Genomic DNA, 16,882 nt, shown 5'->3' with positions numbered 1-16,882 from the left:
AACGGTCCTTCACGATCGGGTATCGAGCTGCTATCAGCGACCAAGAGTACCGGCCACCGTCCACCGGATTCGCCGCCACCTCCCCGGCCTGCGGAAACGACACACGCTCGTCACCTTGTGGACGCCCGCCGGAATCAGCCCCGTTCGAACCAGGTGACCTGCGCACCGTTGTCGAATTCCTTGCGGCGCACAGGACTGAAGTATGTCGGTTTGAAGACGCCGCCGAAGACCGAGACGCCGTCGCCCGCGACGACCGGATAGGTCTTGAGGATCATCGAGTCGATCTCGTCGATGAGCTGTCCGGCCAGGTTGCCCCCGCCGCACAGCCAGATGTCCTTGCCGTCGAGTTGCTTGAGCTCGCGCACCAGCTCGACCGGATCGCCGGCGAAGATCTCCACGCCGGGGTGTTCGGCCTGGTCGAGCGAGGAGGAGACGACGTACTGCTTCATGTGCTGGAAAGGGCTCTCGACATGCTCGCCCGGGAGGATGTAGGTGCCCCGGCCCATCAGCACGGTGTCCCAGTGCTTGGCGGGCAGCTCGGGATCGAGCCCGACATGGGGACGCAGGTGGGTCGGCATGGCGTCGGGGAATTCGGGCGTCATCCACTCGATGTAGCTCGGCGGCGTCGGATAGAAGTCCACCTCGCCGCCGGGACCTGCGATGTAGCCGTCGAGGGAGACGCCGATGTAGTAGACAAGCTTTCGCATGGTTACCGCCCAATGTGTAGTACTCTGTTTGTAGTGATTTCAACATAGTACTACAATCGGAGTGGTGTCAAGTGCGGACGAATCCCGAACGACGGCAAGCCCTGCTCGACGCGGCCATCGAGGTACTGGCCGCCGAGGGCGCCCGCGGACTCACCTTCCGCGCCGTGGACAAGCAGGCAGGCGTGCCCGCCGGCACCGCCTCCAACTACTTCGCCAACCGCGATGAGCTACTCACGCAGGCGGGCGTCCGCTTCTACGAGGTGGTCCAGCCGACCGAGGAGACGATGGCCCTGGTCACCGAGGGGCCGAAGTCGGTGGAGAACATCACCGCGCTGATGAAAGAGGTGGTCGGCCGCCTGGAAGGGCACCGCACCGCCTACCTCGCCCTGCTCGAACTCCGGCTGGAGGCCACCCGGCGGCCCGAACTGCGCGCGGTGCTCACCGAGCGGGTCCGCGCCGACCTCGACGTCAATGTCAGCAACCACCTGGCGTCGGGCCAACCCGGCGACGAGACGACGGTGCTGCTGCTCTACCTGGCCCTGAACTGGCTCATTCTCGAGCACCTCACGCTGCCCGGCATCTTCACCGAAGAACAGAGCACGGCGCTGATCGAGGCCGCGGTGGCGCGGGTCATAGCCAGTTGACCGGTCGTTTGTCCAGACCATAGACGTGTTGACGATCACTGCGACAGCTGTGCACAATCGGGCCCGGAAGACAGCGGGGGTTCGGAGGATAGACAACGATGCGCTCGAAAACCGACATCCGCTTCACTGTTGACGCCGATATCGATCAGGTGATGGACGCGCTGCTGGCCGTCGAACTACTGGCGGACTGGTCCGCCGCCTACAGCAAGGTCCGGGTCGGACCACGCGACACCGACAACAGGCCGCGTCGAGTCTTTGTCACGTCCCACTTCATGAACTACGCCGACGACCAGGTGCTCGAGTACAGCTGGGAAAGACATCGCGTGAGCTGGAACGTCGTCGACAGCAGTCGCGGCTCCAAGGGCGGAGGCTCGTTCGACCTGCTGGAAAGCGCCGCGGGCACCGAGGTCGACTTCCACGTGGAACTGCAGTTGCCGCTGCCCGTCCCCGGCATCCTGTTCAACCGCACCCTGCGCCGGATGAACGACGAGACCGTCGCGAACTTCATCGATTTCGCCGAACGTTTTCCCGAGGTCGAGGGCTTCGCGGTCAGCTAACGCTTCGTGTAGCCGACGTGAGGACGCACGCCGTGCTCGGCGGGCGTCGCGCCGCGCTGGGCCGGCGGGACCTTGATCCCGGCGCGCACGGCGTCGTTGATCTGGTCCAGATTCTCCCGCAGCATGTCGGCGACGAGTTCGTCGGTTCGCGGATCGTCGAGTAGCTGGCGCAGCATGCGGTAGACCGTGTCGGCGACGAGCCGGATGATGTCGTCGTGGAACGGGACGTAGCGCAGCTTGCTGGTCGCCGGGTCGTTCTTGATCAGGTCGACGATCATCTGGTCGACCTCGGCGTGGTTCTCCTCCAGCGCCGCGGCGATGTTCTTGGTGTAGTGGCCCGCGCGCAGGACGGTGGAGACCTCGTCGAGGATCGCGACCGTCATCGGGCGCTTGATGATGTCGACGATGGTGCCGACGAACCGGCTGACGATCGTCGCGGTGACCCGCTCGCCCAGCGCCCGGTCGGCCACCCGGCCGAGCCGGATCAGGATCACCACGATCCGCAGCAACCGGAACCCGCGGAACAGCGGGCTGGTCACCGGGATCATGCCGAGGACCTCGTACCAGTAGACGAACGGGAACGTCCACGGCCAGCCCGCCCGGCGCCACCGCCACAGGAATTCCAGCAGGAAGACCCCGCAGATCGTCCAGTCGATCACGACGATCGTGCGATAGGTCGAGCCGGCGACGGGGAAGAAGGTGATCCACACGACCAGCACCACCGAGATGATCGCCAGGATCAGCATCAACAGGTCAGTGCGCAGGGAGGGTGTCTTGGACCGCACGTCCGGCAATGCCTCGACCCGCTCGATACCTGGTGAGACCACCCGTTCTCCTGCTGCGTCTGGCGGCCGGGGCCGCGGTGTCGGGCCGCACTGCCCGCGAGGTCGGCCGGTGGTGGCCCGGCTTCTGCTGTTGCCCACGCTAATTGGTTCCCCGGCGCCGCGCTGGAAGTTGCGGGCGCCGGTCGGGGGCGTGTTCGCGCGCTCAGCCGCGCAGGATCGCCTCGATATTGCGTTCGGCCAGCGCGGTGATGGTCAGCGACGGGTTCACCGTCGCCGTGCTGCCGGGGATCGCGGCGCCGTCCATCACATACAGGCCGCGATGCCCGTGCACGCGACCGTAGGCGTCGGTGGCCTTGCCGAGGACCGCGCCACCGAGCGGATGCGCGGTGAACTCGGCGTTCGCGTCGTAGCCGAGCGCACCGTACTCGGCGAGCGCACCGGCGCGCTCGGCGATCCGGCGATCGACGGTGCGGGCCGCGTCGACGACGGCGTTCTGGGCGCCCCGCGACCAGTTCAGGCCGACAGTGTCGGCACCCCGGTGGTAGGCGAAGCGGGCCCTGGCCGGGTCGAGCACCATGCCGAGCGAAGCGAGCGCGCCGGTCTCGAACGGAATACCCGGGATGTACCAGTTCTCCAGGGTCAGCGGGGTGCCGGATTCGTCGTAGATGCGGCTGGCGCTCGGCACGCCCTGGCCGCTGCCGGACAGTGAGCTGGCGCCGCGGGCCAGCACCACGTCACCGTTGGTGCCGAAGCCGTCGCCGATGTGCTCGTTGAGATCGGGCAGCGTGCCGGTGGCCTGAGCCCGGACCAGCAGCTCGGACGTGCCGACGGAACCGGCGCCGAGGAACAGCTTGTCGCAGGTGAGGGTACGGGTACCGAGGACCTGACCGGTCGGGGCCAGTTTCGTCACGGTGACCACGAACTTGCCGCCGGGCTCCTGGGCGATGCTGTCGACCCGATGGCCCGGATACACCTGCGACTTGCCGGTCTCGGCGGCGAAACGCAGATAGTTCTGGTTCAGGTCGAACTTGGCGCCGTTGGAATTGCCCAGGTTCGAGCGCGCCACGGTGGCCGAGGGCCGGGAGGCGCCGGACAGCTCGCCGCGCAGTACGTCCCAGGTGAAGATCGAATCGTTGGGCACCGGCTGGTAGCCGGCGGCGCGGACCTGCTCGTCCCAGGCGCGCGAGTGCGCGAACGGCGCGGAGTTGTAGATGTCGGCGGGCATGGGATCCAGGCGCAGCATCTGGCGCACCCGCGGGTAGTAGACCCGCTCCAGCTCGCCGAAGTCGACGACACCGCCGAAGACCTGGTCGAAGAGCCTGCGTTCGGGCGCCACCATCGCGCCGGTGAACACCACCGAGCCACCGCCCACCGCGGCCGCGCGCCACACATCGATGCCCGGATACTCGGTGACATCGAGGACACCGCCGAACCGGCCGAAACTCATCGGCACCTTCGTGACGCCGGTGAAGCTGGTGCGATGCCAGAACCCGCGCCCGTCGGGCAGGTCGTCCCCGGTGAAGATCTCGCGCCACGGATCGTTGGGCCAGCGCGACCCACGCTCGAGCACGGTGTTGACGACGCCCGCCTGCGCCAGCCGCAACGCGGTCACCGCGGCACCGAATCCGGACCCGATGACGATCGCGGGCGAATGCTCCGGCGCATCGGGAATCGGCTCGAAGATCTCCGGCACCCAGGTGCGGAACATCCCCGCCCGCGGATCAGCCGAAGCCGAACCGCTGATCAGCGTCGTCCCCACAGCACCGGCGATCGTCGCCAGTCCCGCCGCCTTGAAGAAGGCACGTCTGTGCACCAGGCCACCTCCCTCATCACGCATGGCCGAGCGCAGAATACCGCGTAGCTACCGATACTCCCCCCGGTAGCGGGGACATTTGTCACAGCTCACGACCGCCCCGGCCACACCACCCGAGTCCGCCACCTCCCGCAGTCCCAGCCACACTCCCCGCCCGAAGTCGGCCACCTCCCGCACTCCCAGCCACACTCCCCGCCCGAAGTCGGCCACCTCCCGCACTCCCAGCCACACTCCCCGCCCGAAGTCGGCCACCTCCCGCACTCCCAGCCACACGGCACCACTCGAGTCCGCCATGTCCGCACTCCCAGCCCCGCACCCGCGACCCCGAGGAGCGGCGGCCACGCAGTGGCCGGTCGCGGCCGGGTCGCCGGTCAGGCGCCGTTGCGTACGCGACGAAGGAGCAAGCAACGGTGCCTGACCGGCGGCCCTTTGGGGCCGCGACTCGAGCGCGCCAGCGCTCCAACAAACACAGCAAAGTCAACTCGTCAACAGCCGCACCACCGCAACAGTTCCCACCACCACGATCACCGCCCGCAACACATTCGGCGGCAGCTTCCGCCCCACACGTGCCCCCAGCTGACCACCGATGATCGACCCCACCGCGATCAACGCCACGGCCTGCCAGTTCACCTCGGCGATCACGATGAAGATCGATGCCGAGACCGCGTTCACGATCAGCGCGAGCACGTTCTTCACCGCGTTGAGCCGCTGGATGTCCTCGTGCACGAACACCCCCAGCAGCCCGAGCAGCAGCACGCCCTGCGCAGCGCCGAAGTATCCGCCGTAGATGCCGGTGCCGAAGACCGCGACCAGCAGAATCGGTCCGCCGTGCGCGGGCGGCGCGACATCGTCGTCGGACCGGCGCCGCTTCACCCAGGCGGCCAGCCGCGGCTGCACCACCACCAGGATCAGCGCGGCGATGATCAGTACCGGCACGATCGCCTTGAACGCCTCCGCGGGCAGCACCAGCAGCAGAATCGCGCCGGTGATGCCGCCGAGCAGCGAAGCCGTGCCCAGTTGCACCAACCGGGAGCGCTGACCCGCCAGCTCGCGCCGGTACCCGATGACCCCGCTGACCGAGCCAGGGACCAGGCCGATCGTGTTGGAGACGTTCGCGGTCACCGGCGGCAAACCGAAGGCAAGCAGGGTGGGGAAGGTGATCAGGGTGCCCGATCCGACGATCGTGTTGATGCCGCCCGCGGCGACACCCGCGGCCAGGACGAGCAACTGTTCCAGCCAAGTCATCCGAATTCCTTTGTGACGTCTCGTCGGACGCGATGGTCCGTACAAGCGTGTGTTTCGCTGAAAACCGTACCGGTCATCCGGTGGCATCCCCGTAGCGACCATATTTCCCAGGCCGCTTACCCGTGGGGGTGGGTACGCGGTAAGCTCGGGGAATCATGCAGCGGGCACTTCTTCTCGGCCGCCGCGACGGGTCCTGATTCGGACCGGCTCCCGTCGCGGGGTTCCAACGCGCCGGTCGACCCGCTCCCATCAGGGAATCCACCACACCCACGGAGAAACTTGCATGTCCTCGGCTGACGCATTCGTATCCGCATCGCGCACCATCTCGGCCCCCGGCAAACCCGCACCGGCCGACCAGCCCGCCTGGAACCAGCAGAAGAACTCGTCGATGCCCGCGTTCCGGTACCGGCCCTTCGCCGAAGAGGTCGAACCGATCGCGGTGCCCGACCGCACCTGGCCCGACAAGATCATCGATCGCGCGCCCGCGTGGTGCGCCGTCGACCTGCGCGACGGCAACCAGGCCCTCATCGACCCGATGAGCCCCGCCCGCAAGCGCCGCATGTTCGACCTGCTGGTGCGGATGGGTTACAAGGAGATCGAGGTCGGCTTCCCGGCCGCGAGCCAGACCGATTTCGATTTCGTCCGCGAGATCATCGAAGACGGCGCCGTCCCCGACGACGTCACCATCCAGGTGCTCACCCAGTGCCGCGCCGAACTGATCGAGCGCACCTTCGAGGCGTGCAGCGGCGCACCGAACGTGATCGTGCACTTCTACAACTCCACCTCGATCCTGCAGCGTCGGGTGGTCTTCCGCGCCGAGCGTGCCGCGGTGAAGAAGATCGCCACCGACGCCGCCGCGCTGTGCCTGGAGATCGAGAAGCGCTACCCCGACACCGAATGGCGCTATGAGTACAGCCCGGAGTCCTACACCGGCACCGAGCTGGACTACGCCCGTGAGGTCTGCGACGCGGTCTCCGAGATCATCGCGCCGACACCGGCCAAGCCGCTGATCATCAACCTGCCCGCGACCGTCGAGATGGCCACGCCGAACGTGTACGCCGACTCGATCGAGTGGATGCACCGCAATCTGGCCCGCCGCGACTCGATCGTGTTGTCGCTGCACCCGCACAATGACCGCGGCACCGCCGTCGCGGCCGCCGAGCTGGGCTACCAGGCCGGCGCCGATCGCATCGAGGGCTGCCTGTTCGGCAACGGCGAGCGCACCGGCAACGTCTGCCTGGTGACCCTCGGTATGAACATGTTCTCCCGCGGCATCGACCCGCAGATCAACTTCTCCGACATCGACGAGATCCGCCGCACGGTCGAGTACTGCAACCAGCTGGCCGTGGCCGAGCGTCACCCCTACGGCGGCGACCTGGTCTACACCGCGTTCTCCGGCAGCCACCAGGACGCCATCAACAAGGGCCTGGACGCGATGAAGGCGACCGCCGACGCGCAGAACGCCGACGTGGCCGACATCGTCTGGGAGGTCCCGTACCTGCCGATCGACCCGAAGGACGTCGGCCGCACCTACGAGGCCGTGATCCGGGTGAACTCGCAGTCCGGCAAGGGTGGCGTCGCCTACATCATGAAGACCGACCACGGCCTGGTGCTGCCACGTCGCCTGCAGATCGAGTTCTCCCAGGCGATCCAGGCGATCACCGACGGTGAGGGCGGCGAGGTGACGCCCAAGGAGATGTGGGACGTCTTCGCCACCGAGTACCTGAACCCGGTCCTGCCGCTCGAGCGGATGCGCCAGAAGGTGACCGCCTCGGAGATCGACGGCGGCGTCGACTCCATCATCGCCACCGTCAAGGTCGACGGCGTCGAACAGGAGATCACCGGCTCCGGCAACGGCCCGCTCGCCGCCTTCGTCGACGCGATCGCCACCGTCGGCTTCGACGTGCGCGTCCTCGACTACAGCGAGCACGCGATGTCCGCCGGCGACGACGCCCAGGCCGCCGCCTACGTCGAGGTCGCCATCGGCGACAAGGTCGTCTGGGGCGTCGGCATCGCCACCTCCATCACCACCGCGTCCCTGCGCGCCGTCGTCTCGGCCGTCAACCGGGCCGCCGACCGCTAGTCGGATTCGCCATCGCGAAGGCCGGGTTCCGTCCACCACGGAGCTCGGCCTTTGTCATGCCATGACTCACATCCCGGTCGCCCCAGGGGCCGCGACTCGAGCGCGCCAGCGCTCCAACAAACACAGCCGTATACCACCTTGGACAGGTAGACCCCGAAGCCCACAAGCACGCCACAGCAGAGCAATTTGCTCCGTGCTAGCGTTTTGGTGCACATTCAGCGCCGAGCTTCCTGCTCGTTCAGCGAGCAAGTGGGGGAACTGTGACCAACAACGACCACAATCCGACCTCTCCGCCCTGGCTGCAGAGTCCGTCGGCAGATACGGCCGAGGCTGCGTCCGGTCCCACCGGTGTGCAGACCGCGACCGAAGCCGACATCGAGTCCGCCGCGACGGCCGAAGCGGTCGGCGAGCGTACCGATCAGCCCGAGCAGCCCAGTGCCGAGCTCGAGCCGCAGGCGGGGACAGCCGAGCAGACCACTGTGTTCCAGCCCGGAGGTTTCGCGCCGGGTCCGTTCGCGCAGAACACCTATTCGGTGCCCGATCCGTATCAGAGCGGTGGCGCGCATCCCCTGGTGAACGCGCCCGAGCAGCAGTGGCAGGGCCAGCCGGGGCCCGGTGAGCAGCCCTACCCCGGCCCGCATTCGACCGGCGAGCAGCCCTACCCGAGCGCTGCGCCGCAGTACCCTGGCGCCGAACAGCCTCAGTTCCCCGGCGCCGAGCAGCCGCAGTATCCGGGCGCCGAACAGCCTCAGTTCCCCGGCGCCGAGCAGCCGCAGTATCCGGGCGCCGAACAGCCACAATTCCCCGGTCAGGAGCAGCCGCAGTACCCGGGCCAGGAGCAGCAGGCGCAACCGCCGCAGTCCGATGCCATCTACAGCTGGGCACCGCCGCCACCGCCGATGTATCAGCCGCCGATGCAGGGCGGCATGCCACCGGGGCACCTGCCCGGTCAGCCCGCGCCGCTGGTCGCCCCGCCCGGCCCGCAGTGGGGACAGGGCGGACCGGGTCAGCAGCATCAGCCGTTCCAACCACAGCACGTGGCCGCACCGGGCCAGCCCGGTCATTCGGTCAACGACCTGAACCTGCTCAAGCGGGCGCGCAAGGCGCCGCGCAGCGGGTGGCGCCGGGCCGTGCACAAGGCCTCGGGTGGTGTGATCAACCCGGGTGAGTCGGCGGCCGACGTCGTCCATCGTGATCTGGGTGAGCGGGTCAACCAGCCGGTGCGCGGTGACTACCGGATCGCGATCCTCTCGCTCAAGGGTGGTGTCGGCAAGACCACCACCACCGTCGGTCTCGGGTCCACCTTCGCCTCCCAGCGCGGTGACCGCGTGATCGCCATCGACGCCAACCCCGACCTGGGCACGCTCGCCCATCGGGTACCGCGCCAGACCCGTTCGACGGTGCGCAACCTGCTCGAAGACCAGAACATCACCCGCTACTCCGATGTTCGCGCGCACACTTCGCAGGCCCCGAGCCGACTGGAAGTGCTGGCCTCCGAGCAGGATCCGGCGGTGTCGGAAGCTTTCAGCGAGGCTGATTACCGCAAGGCCATCGGCATCCTGCAGTCGTTCTACAACATCATCCTCACCGACTGCGGTACCGGTCTGATGCACTCGGCGATGTCGGGTGTGCTGGACATGGCGAGCTCGCTGGTGCTGGTCACCTCCCCGGCCATCGACGGTGCCCGCAGCGCCTCGGCGACGCTGGACTGGCTCGATCACCACGGCTACAGCAAGCTGGTCGAGCGCACGGTCGTGGTGGTCAACGCTTCGCGCCGCGGCGCCTCGACGGTCGACCTGGACCAGCTGCGCAAGTTGTTCCTCGACCGCACCCGCGCCGTGCAGATCGTCCCGTTCGACGATCACCTGGCCGAGGGCGCCGAGATCGACCTCGAGCTGGTCAGCAAGCCGACCCGGCGGGCCCTGCTGGAACTGGCCGCCATGGTCGCCGACGATTTCGGCTACCACGGGCAGCCGCCACAGCAGTCGTTCCAGCCGGGCCAGCAGTTCCAGCAGGGGCAGCCCTACCAGGGACAGCAGCCCTACCAGCCGGGCCAGCAGTTCTGAGGTCCTAACTCATCCCGCGCGCCGCGGTCTCGAACGCATCGAGCACCGTGGCGATCGCGGGGCGCCGGTGCGCCTGCGGCCGGGTGACGATCTCGTACACCCGCGCCGCGCGCACCCCGGCCAGCCGCAGTACCGACAGCGCCGGATGGACGACGGCGAAGCGCGGCATCAGCGCGACGCCGTAGCCCGATGCCACCACGGTCTCGATCACCCGGAAATCGTTGAGCCGCTGCCCGATCCGTGGCTGCACCCCGGTGACGGTGGCGATGGACTCGAGCACGTCGTCGACCGGGAAGCCGCCGCGTACGCTCACCCAGGTCTCCTCGGCCAGTTCCTCCGGTCGCACCGATCGCCTGCCCGCCAGTGGATGGGTCGGCGCCACGACGACATCGATCGGCTCGCGCATCAGCACCCGCGCCGAGAGCCGCGGCCCGGTCAACGAGGGCGCGCGTTCGTCGCGATGGGTCAGGACGATGTCGTAGTCGGCCAGTAGTTTCGGCGCCTCGGTGGGCGGCAGGTCCTCATCACCGGCGACGATCTCGACGCCGCTGCCCGCCAGCGCGGCGAAGACCGGCGGCAGCAGCAGGGCGGCGCCGGAGGGGAACGAGGCCACCCGCACCTGACCGCGCGGGGAACCACGGTAGATGGCCATCTCGGCGGTGGCGCGCTCCATCGCGGCGAGTACGTCGTCGGCACGCAGGACCAGTGCCTGCCCGGCATCGGTGAGGCGGACCCGTCGCCCATCGGGTTCGAGTAGCGCGACCCCGGCCTCTCTGGCGAGCACCTTCAACTGCTGCGAGACCGCCGACGGCGTCATCGAGAGCACCTCGGCGACGGCGGCGACCGTGCCGCGATCGGCGAGTTCGCGCAGGATCCGCAGCCGCTCGATCGAGAACATGAAGTAAATCTACGTTATCAGTCAACTTTTATTCGATTGTCCTGATGCTTAGCGAACCGCACGATAGGGACGTGACCACCCGCGATCGCCTCCTCGGACTGACCGTCGTCGTGCTCTGGGGCCTGAACTTCCTCGCCATCCGGATCGGCCTCGATCACTTCCCGCCCTTCTTCTTCGGCGCCCTGCGTTTCGCCGTCATCGCGATCCCCGTGCTGATGTTCATCCCGCGTCCGGCCGTGCGCACCCGGTGGCTACTGCTCTATGGCACCGGATTCGGCATCCTGCAGTTCGCGTTCCTGTTCACCGCGATGCGCGTCGGCATGCCGACCGGGCTGGCCTCGCTGGTGCTGCAGTCCTCGGCGCCGTTCACCGTGCTGCTCGGCGCGGTCCTGCTGCGCGAGCGCTTGCGGCCGGTGCAGATCGCGGGGCTGGTGGTCGCTGTGCTGGGGATGGTCGTGATCGGCGCGGACCGGATGGCGCATGCCACGCTGCTCCCCGTGCTGCTGACCCTGGCGGCCGGATTGGGCTGGGCCTTCGGCAACATCGGCGCGCGCAAGGCCGGTGCCGACTCCCCCGGCGTCGATCCGCTGCACTTGACGCTGTGGATGTCGGTGGTGCCGGTCGTGCCGATGCTGGCGCTGTCGATGGTTGTCGAGGGCCCTGATACCGGATTGCGCGCGCTCGGCGCGTCCTTCTCCGCGGCGGGCCTGCCCGCGCTGGGCGCGCTGGCCTACATCGCGATCCTCGCCACCGTGTGCGGTTCGGGCCTGTGGACCTATCTGATGAGCCGCTATCCGGCGGGCACGGTGGCGCCGTTGACGCTGCTCGTCCCGGTGGTCGGCATCGCCGCGGCGTGGATGGCGTTCGGCGAGCAGCCGACGGTGGCCGCGCTCCTGGGCGGCGTGATCGTGATCGCGGGCGCCTTCGCGGCGACGACCACTCGCGGCGCCCGCCCGACGGCCGAACCCGCGCCGAGCCCACGCCCCATCCAGGTCTAACGTCCAATTCGACGCACGATCGCGCACGTTATGGCTAGCATGTGACCGATCGCGCGCTGCGTTTTCCGCGCGACCGGTCGGTATCAGGCGCGGGCGAACGGCACACAGGTCGCAACAGCCAGGTCTTCGCCGCGCTCTAGAGTGGTAGCAAATCGCAGGCAATACTCGAGCAAGGCAGCTGAACAGTATATGGCGGAACAGCGGTGGCCCGTTTCGCGAAGATCCTTTCTTCGTGGCACGGTCGCAGCGGGGGTGGCATCGGCGGGGGCCGTAGCGGGAGCGCCCGGTGTCGCACTCGGCGCCCCTCGCGGACGCCGGGTCGCCGTCCTCGGTGGTGGCGTCGCCGGGCTGAGCGCGGCGCACGAACTGATCGAGCGCGGGTTCGAGGTGACCGTCTACGAGGCGCGGGCCTTCGGTGGCAAGGCCCGCAGCGTCGGCGTGCCCGGCACCGGTCGCGACGGCCGACCCGATCTCCCCGGTGAACACGGGTTCCGCTTCTTCCCCGGCTTCTATCAGAACCTGCCCGACACGATGCGCCGGATTCCGGTCACGGGCAATGCCGAGGGCGTGTGGAACAACCTCGTCACGGTTCCCGAGGCGCGCTTCTCCCGTCACGACGGCGACGACATCACTCTCGCCCTGCCCGGGGAGGGCTTCCCCGCCGCGACCACACCGGAGGCGATCAGGGAGACCCTCGCGGGCGCCATCACGACGCTGAGCAGGATGCCCGCCGAGGAGAGCGCGTTTTTCGCCAACCGGCTGCTGGTGTTCAACAGCAGCTGCGAGGCCCGCCGGTTCGGCCAGTGGGAACACACCTCCTGGCACGACTTCGTGCGGGGACACCAGCGCTCGCACGAGTTCCGCGCGATCGTGTCCCGCTCGCTGACCAGCATCATGGTCGCGGCCAAGGCGGACCTGGCCAGCACCCGCACCATCGGCGGCATGGGCGAGCAGTTCCTCGGCAATCCGCTCGGCATCGGCAACGACGGCGGCCTGGACCGGGTGCTGAACAACGCGACCAATATCGCCTGGATCGATCCGTGGGTCGAGCACCTGCGCGGACTGGGCGTTCGCTTCGAGCTCGGCGCGCGGGTCACCGAACTCGTGGTGCGCGACAAGCGCATCGGTGGCGCGCGGATCAGCGGCGTCGGCATGGTGGAAGCGGACCACTACGTGGTGGCGCTGCCGGTCGAGCAGGCGCGCAAGCTGTGGTCGCCGCAGATACTCGCGCTCGCACCGGAATTCGCGGCGATGGACCGGCTGTTCGTCGACTGGATGAACGGCATTCAGATCTATTTCCGCAGCCCACTGCACATTGCGCGCGGGCACACCGCATACGTGGATTCACCGTGGTCGCTCACCTCGATCAGCCAGAACCAGCTGTGGACCCGCGAGCTGAGCTCCTTCGGCGACGGCACGGTCGCCGACTGCCTCTCGATCGACATCTCCGACTGGCACACCCCCGGCGTGCTCTACGGCAAACCCGCCGTGGCATGCACGCACGAGGAGATCTACCGCGAGGTCTGGGCCCAGCTCACCGCCCATCTCAACGACCGCGAACAACTGCTGCGCCCGGCCGAGGTGCACTCGTGGTTCCTCGATCCCGGAATCACCTGGCAGGGCGCGCGCAATGCCAACGCCGATCCGCTGCTGATCAACACCGCCGGCTCCTGGGACTCGCGACCTGTTGCGCACGGCCCGATCGAAAACCTGTTCCTGGCCGGTGATTACGTGCGCACCGATGTCGACCTGGCCACCATGGAGGGCGCCAACGAATCGGCGCGCGCCGCGGTGAACGCGCTGCTCGACGTGTCGGGCTCGTCGGCGCCGCGCTGCGACATCGTCACGCTGCGTCGCACGCCGGAGCTGGAACCGCTGCGGGTCATCGACGCGGATCGCTACGCCAAGGGCCTGCCCAACATGTTCGACGTGCCCGTCTGACGCAGCTCACACCGCTCCCGCACGCGGACCGCGACACCGCGCACATAGACTCGCGGCGTGGCAGACATCTCGGTGCGTGGGCGCCTGGCTTTGCGAGCGGCGGCGGCAGCGTCGTGGGCTTCGCAGAAGGCGGGCCGCGGCAAGGGTTCGATGATCGGCGGCCTGATCGCCGTGAAGATCGATCCGACGATCATGACCCAGCTCGGGCGCGGCAGGCAGACGGTGCTGATCACCGGCACCAACGGCAAGTCGACCACCACCCGCATGACCACCGCCGCCCTCGGCACGCTGGGCGCGGTCGCCACGCAGGCCGACGGCGCGAACATGGACGCGGGCATCGTCGCCGCGCTGAGCGTGCACCCCGGTGTGGCGCTGGCCGCGATCGAAGTCGACGAGCTGCATCTGCCGCACGTCAGCGACGCGCTCGACCCCGCCGCCATCGTGCTGCTGAATCTGAGCCGCGACCAGCTCGACCGGGTCGGCGAGATCAACATGATCGAGCGCAAGCTGCGCGCCGGGCTGGCACGTCATCCCGACGCGGTGGTCATCGCCAACTGCGACGACGTGCTGATCGCCTCCATCGCCTACGACCATCCGAAGGTCGTGTGGGTGTCGGCGGGCAGCGGCTGGGCCGTCGACGCGACGAGTTGCCCGCGTAGTGGCGAGCCGATTGTCTGGGAGGGCGAGAACTGGCGTTCGACCGGCGCCGATTTCCATCGGCCGCGACCGCAGTGGTGGCTCGAGGGCGAAGACCTGTGCGGGCCCGACGGTTTCCGCGCGGCCCTGCATCTGGCGCTGCCGGGCCGGGCGAACCGCGGCAACGCGGCCCAGGCCGTGGCGGCGGCGGTGGCGCTGGGCGCCGACGCGGTCAAGGCGACCGACGCGACCGGCACCGTCCGCGAGATCGCGGGCCGCTACCGCACGGTGACCGTCGGCGAGCACGACGCGCGGCTGCTGCTGGCGAAGAACCCCGCGGGCTGGCAGGAAGCGCTGTCGATGATCGAGCCGACCTCGGCCGGCCTGGTGATCGCGGTGAACGGGCAGGTGCCCGACGGTGAGGACCTGTCGTGGCTGTGGGACGTGCGGTTCGAGCACTTCGAAGGCGTGCAGGTGGTGGCCTCGGGTGAGCGCGGCACCGACCTGGCCGTGCGCCTGACCTACGCCGGTGTCGAGCACACGCTGATCCCCGATCCGGTGCGTGCCATCGAGTCGTGCCCGCCCGGCCACGTCGAGGTGCTGGCCAACTACACCGCGTTCCGCGACCTCAACCGCGACCTGGAGGCACTGGCATGATCGGTCAGCGCCCGGAGGCGGCAGCTCGCGTAACCACGCGGGGCGCCCGAGCATGCCACGAGGAGGCCACAGCATGAGCTCGACCATCCGTATCGGTCTGGTGCTGCCCGATGTGATGGGCACCTACGGCGACGGCGGCAATGCCCTGGTCCTGCGGCAGCGGTTGCGCATGCGCGGCTACGACGCCGAGATCATCGACATCACCCTGGCCGACCCGGTCCCCGACTCCTTCGACATCTACACCCTCGGCGGCGCCGAGGACTCCGCCCAGCGCCTGGCCACCCGGCACCTGCGGAAGTACCCCGGCCTGCAGCAGGCCGCCGCCAAGGGTGCGCCGGTGCTCGCCATCTGCGCCGCCATCCAGGTGCTCGGCAACTGGTACGAGACCTCGGCGGGCGAGAAGGTCGATGGCGTGAGCCTGTTCGACGTCACCACCGCCCCCCAGGACGTCCGCGCCATCGGCGAGGTCACCACCACCCCCCTGCTCGACGGCCTCTCCGCCCCCCTCACCGGCTTCGAGAACCACCGCGGCGGCACCACCCTCGGCCCAGACGCCACGCCACTGGCCCGGGTCACCCGCGGCGTCGGCAACGGTGTCGGCGACGGCACCGAAGGCGTCGTCCAGGGCTCGGTCATCGGCACCTACCTCCACGGGCCGGCCCTGGCCCGCAACCCCGAACTGGCCGATCACCTCATCGCCAAGGCCCTCGGCATCCCCGCCACCGAACTGTCCCCTCTCGACCTCCCCGAGGTCACCCGCCTCCGCAGGGAACGCCTCCGCGCCTGAATCAGCAGCGCGGGGTGTCCACCGCGTACTGGAGGCAGCCGATTCCGGGTTCAGAGCTCACTCGACGGTGACCGGTGCCGAGCGCACCCGGCGACGAGTGATCAGCCAGCCGAAGATCGCCGCGAGCGGGAACATCAGCACGCCGTACACGGCCGCGGGGATCGCCATCTCGGTGCTGTCGAGCACGCTGATGGCGATGGTGATGGCGATGGTGCTGTTGTGGATGCCGATCTCCATCGAGCACGCGATGGACTGCCTTTCGGCCGCGCCGAGCAGGCGCGGTACGAAGTAGCCGATGGTCAGGCTGAACAGGCAGAAGGCCACGGCGATGGCGCCGACGTCGGCCAGCGAGGAACCGAGGGTGTCGCGTTCGGCGACGACGGTTCCCACGATCACCAGCAGCAGGACCAGCGCCGAACCGATGCGCACCGGCCGGTCCATCCGATCGGCGAACGCGGGCCAGAGGTGACGCACCAGCATGCCGATCGCGACCGGCACGAGCACGATGGCGAACACCTGCACCACTTTGCCCAGTTGCAGTCCGAGCGAACCGGCACCGTCGTCGGGCTCGAAGTAGCCGATGGCGAAGTTGGTCACCACCGGCACGGTGATCACCGCGATCACCGAATTGACCGCGGTCAGTGACACGTTCAGCGCCACGTCACCACGGAACAGGTGACTGTACAGATTCGCGGTGGTCCCGCCGGGCGAGGCGGCGAGCAGCATCATGCCGACCGCGAGGATCGGCGACAGCCCGAACAGCAGCACCAGCCCGAACGCGATCGCCGGGAGCAGGAGCACCTGGCAGATCAGGGCGATGGCGACGATGCGCGGGGTCTTCGCGATCCGGGTGAAGTCGGCGACGGTCAGCGACAGACCGAGTCCGAACATGATCACCGCGAGTGCCAGCGGGAGTCCGACGGACACCAAGGGAGAGTTCATAGCCATCCTCATCGAGCAGCCCGGACGCGGGAACCGCCGGGTTCTGAGACGCGATCGTCTCAAAGTGGGAGGATAGCTGAATGTGACCCCGGTCGCACCAGAAATCGCGAGGCATCACCGCGC

The 16,882-nt window shown here is 68.6% G+C and carries 14 protein-coding genes; 8 read left to right on the top strand and 6 right to left on the bottom strand.

Annotated elements, in window-relative coordinates; all coding sequences use genetic code 11:
- Positions 1-134 precede the first annotated feature (134 nt).
- Entirely contained in the window at positions 135-707 is a 573-nt protein-coding gene (locus BOX37_RS01425) for a dihydrofolate reductase family protein (RefSeq protein WP_071925868.1), read from the bottom strand.
- A gap of 71 nt (positions 708-778) precedes the next feature.
- Here BOX37_RS01425 and BOX37_RS01420 point away from each other — a divergent pair, with 71 nt between their 5' ends.
- Positions 779-1,351, top strand: coding sequence for a TetR/AcrR family transcriptional regulator (locus BOX37_RS01420; RefSeq protein WP_071925867.1), 573 nt, complete (start codon positions 779-781; stop codon positions 1,349-1,351).
- Between the two features lie 98 nt (positions 1,352-1,449).
- Positions 1,450-1,908, top strand: a complete 459-nt coding sequence (locus tag BOX37_RS01415; RefSeq protein ID WP_071925866.1) for an SRPBCC family protein — start codon at positions 1,450-1,452, stop codon at positions 1,906-1,908.
- On the opposite strand, the gene BOX37_RS01410 is transcribed toward BOX37_RS01415, so the two are convergent.
- From BOX37_RS01410 to BOX37_RS01395, 3 genes are all read right to left on the bottom strand, one after another.
- Positions 1,905-2,735, bottom strand: a complete 831-nt coding sequence (locus BOX37_RS01410) for an ion transporter (RefSeq protein ID WP_071925865.1) — start codon at positions 2,733-2,735, stop codon at positions 1,905-1,907. The genes BOX37_RS01415 and BOX37_RS01410 overlap by 4 nt on opposite strands.
- Before the next feature lie 160 nt (positions 2,736-2,895).
- The gene (locus BOX37_RS01405) at positions 2,896-4,506 is read right to left on the bottom strand and encodes a GMC oxidoreductase (protein WP_071931093.1); all 1,611 of its coding nucleotides are present in this window, start codon (positions 4,504-4,506) and stop codon (positions 2,896-2,898) included.
- Between the two features lie 477 nt (positions 4,507-4,983).
- A complete protein-coding gene (locus BOX37_RS01395; protein WP_071925863.1) occupies positions 4,984-5,751 on the bottom strand; it encodes a sulfite exporter TauE/SafE family protein in 768 nt (255 codons plus the stop codon).
- A gap of 283 nt (positions 5,752-6,034) precedes the next feature.
- On the opposite strand from BOX37_RS01395, the gene leuA reads away from it, so the two are divergent.
- A complete protein-coding gene (leuA, locus tag BOX37_RS01390) occupies positions 6,035-7,834 on the top strand; it encodes a 2-isopropylmalate synthase (protein ID WP_071925862.1) in 1,800 nt (599 codons plus the stop codon).
- Positions 7,835-8,094: 260 nt separating this feature from the next.
- Positions 8,095-9,900, top strand: coding sequence for a MinD/ParA family ATP-binding protein (locus tag BOX37_RS01385; protein ID WP_071925861.1), 1,806 nt, complete (start codon positions 8,095-8,097; stop codon positions 9,898-9,900).
- A gap of 4 nt (positions 9,901-9,904) precedes the next feature.
- Here the strand turns inward: BOX37_RS01385 and BOX37_RS01380 are convergent, their stop codons facing one another.
- The gene (locus tag BOX37_RS01380; RefSeq protein ID WP_071925860.1) at positions 9,905-10,798 is read right to left on the bottom strand and encodes a LysR family transcriptional regulator; all 894 of its coding nucleotides are present in this window, start codon (positions 10,796-10,798) and stop codon (positions 9,905-9,907) included.
- Between the two features lie 71 nt (positions 10,799-10,869).
- On the opposite strand from BOX37_RS01380, the gene BOX37_RS01375 reads away from it, so the two are divergent.
- The 4 genes from BOX37_RS01375 to BOX37_RS01360 all read left to right on the top strand — a co-directional run bounded on the left by BOX37_RS01375 (position 10,870) and on the right by BOX37_RS01360 (position 15,817).
- Positions 10,870-11,796 carry an EamA family transporter gene (locus BOX37_RS01375; RefSeq protein ID WP_071925859.1) on the top strand — a complete coding sequence of 309 codons (927 nt, stop codon included), beginning with the start codon at positions 10,870-10,872 and terminating at the stop codon, positions 11,794-11,796.
- Between the two features lie 189 nt (positions 11,797-11,985).
- A complete protein-coding gene (locus BOX37_RS01370) occupies positions 11,986-13,737 on the top strand; it encodes a hydroxysqualene dehydroxylase (RefSeq protein WP_071925858.1) in 1,752 nt (583 codons plus the stop codon).
- Between the two features lie 57 nt (positions 13,738-13,794).
- The gene (locus tag BOX37_RS01365; protein ID WP_071925857.1) at positions 13,795-15,030 is read left to right on the top strand and encodes a MurT ligase domain-containing protein; all 1,236 of its coding nucleotides are present in this window, start codon (positions 13,795-13,797) and stop codon (positions 15,028-15,030) included.
- 73 nt (positions 15,031-15,103) lie between these two features.
- On the top strand, positions 15,104-15,817 hold the full coding sequence (locus BOX37_RS01360; protein WP_071925856.1) for a type 1 glutamine amidotransferase: 714 nt from the start codon (positions 15,104-15,106) through the stop codon (positions 15,815-15,817).
- Between the two features lie 57 nt (positions 15,818-15,874).
- Here BOX37_RS01360 and BOX37_RS01355 read toward each other — a convergent pair whose 3' ends face one another.
- On the bottom strand, positions 15,875-16,759 hold the full coding sequence (locus BOX37_RS01355) for a bile acid:sodium symporter family protein (protein WP_071925855.1): 885 nt from the start codon (positions 16,757-16,759) through the stop codon (positions 15,875-15,877).
- Positions 16,760-16,882 lie beyond the last annotated feature (123 nt).

The organism is Nocardia mangyaensis, from assembly GCF_001886715.1.
In the GTDB taxonomy this organism is placed as follows: domain Bacteria; phylum Actinomycetota; class Actinomycetes; order Mycobacteriales; family Mycobacteriaceae; genus Nocardia; species Nocardia mangyaensis.
This window is presented reverse-complemented; position numbering and strand designations above follow the sequence as displayed.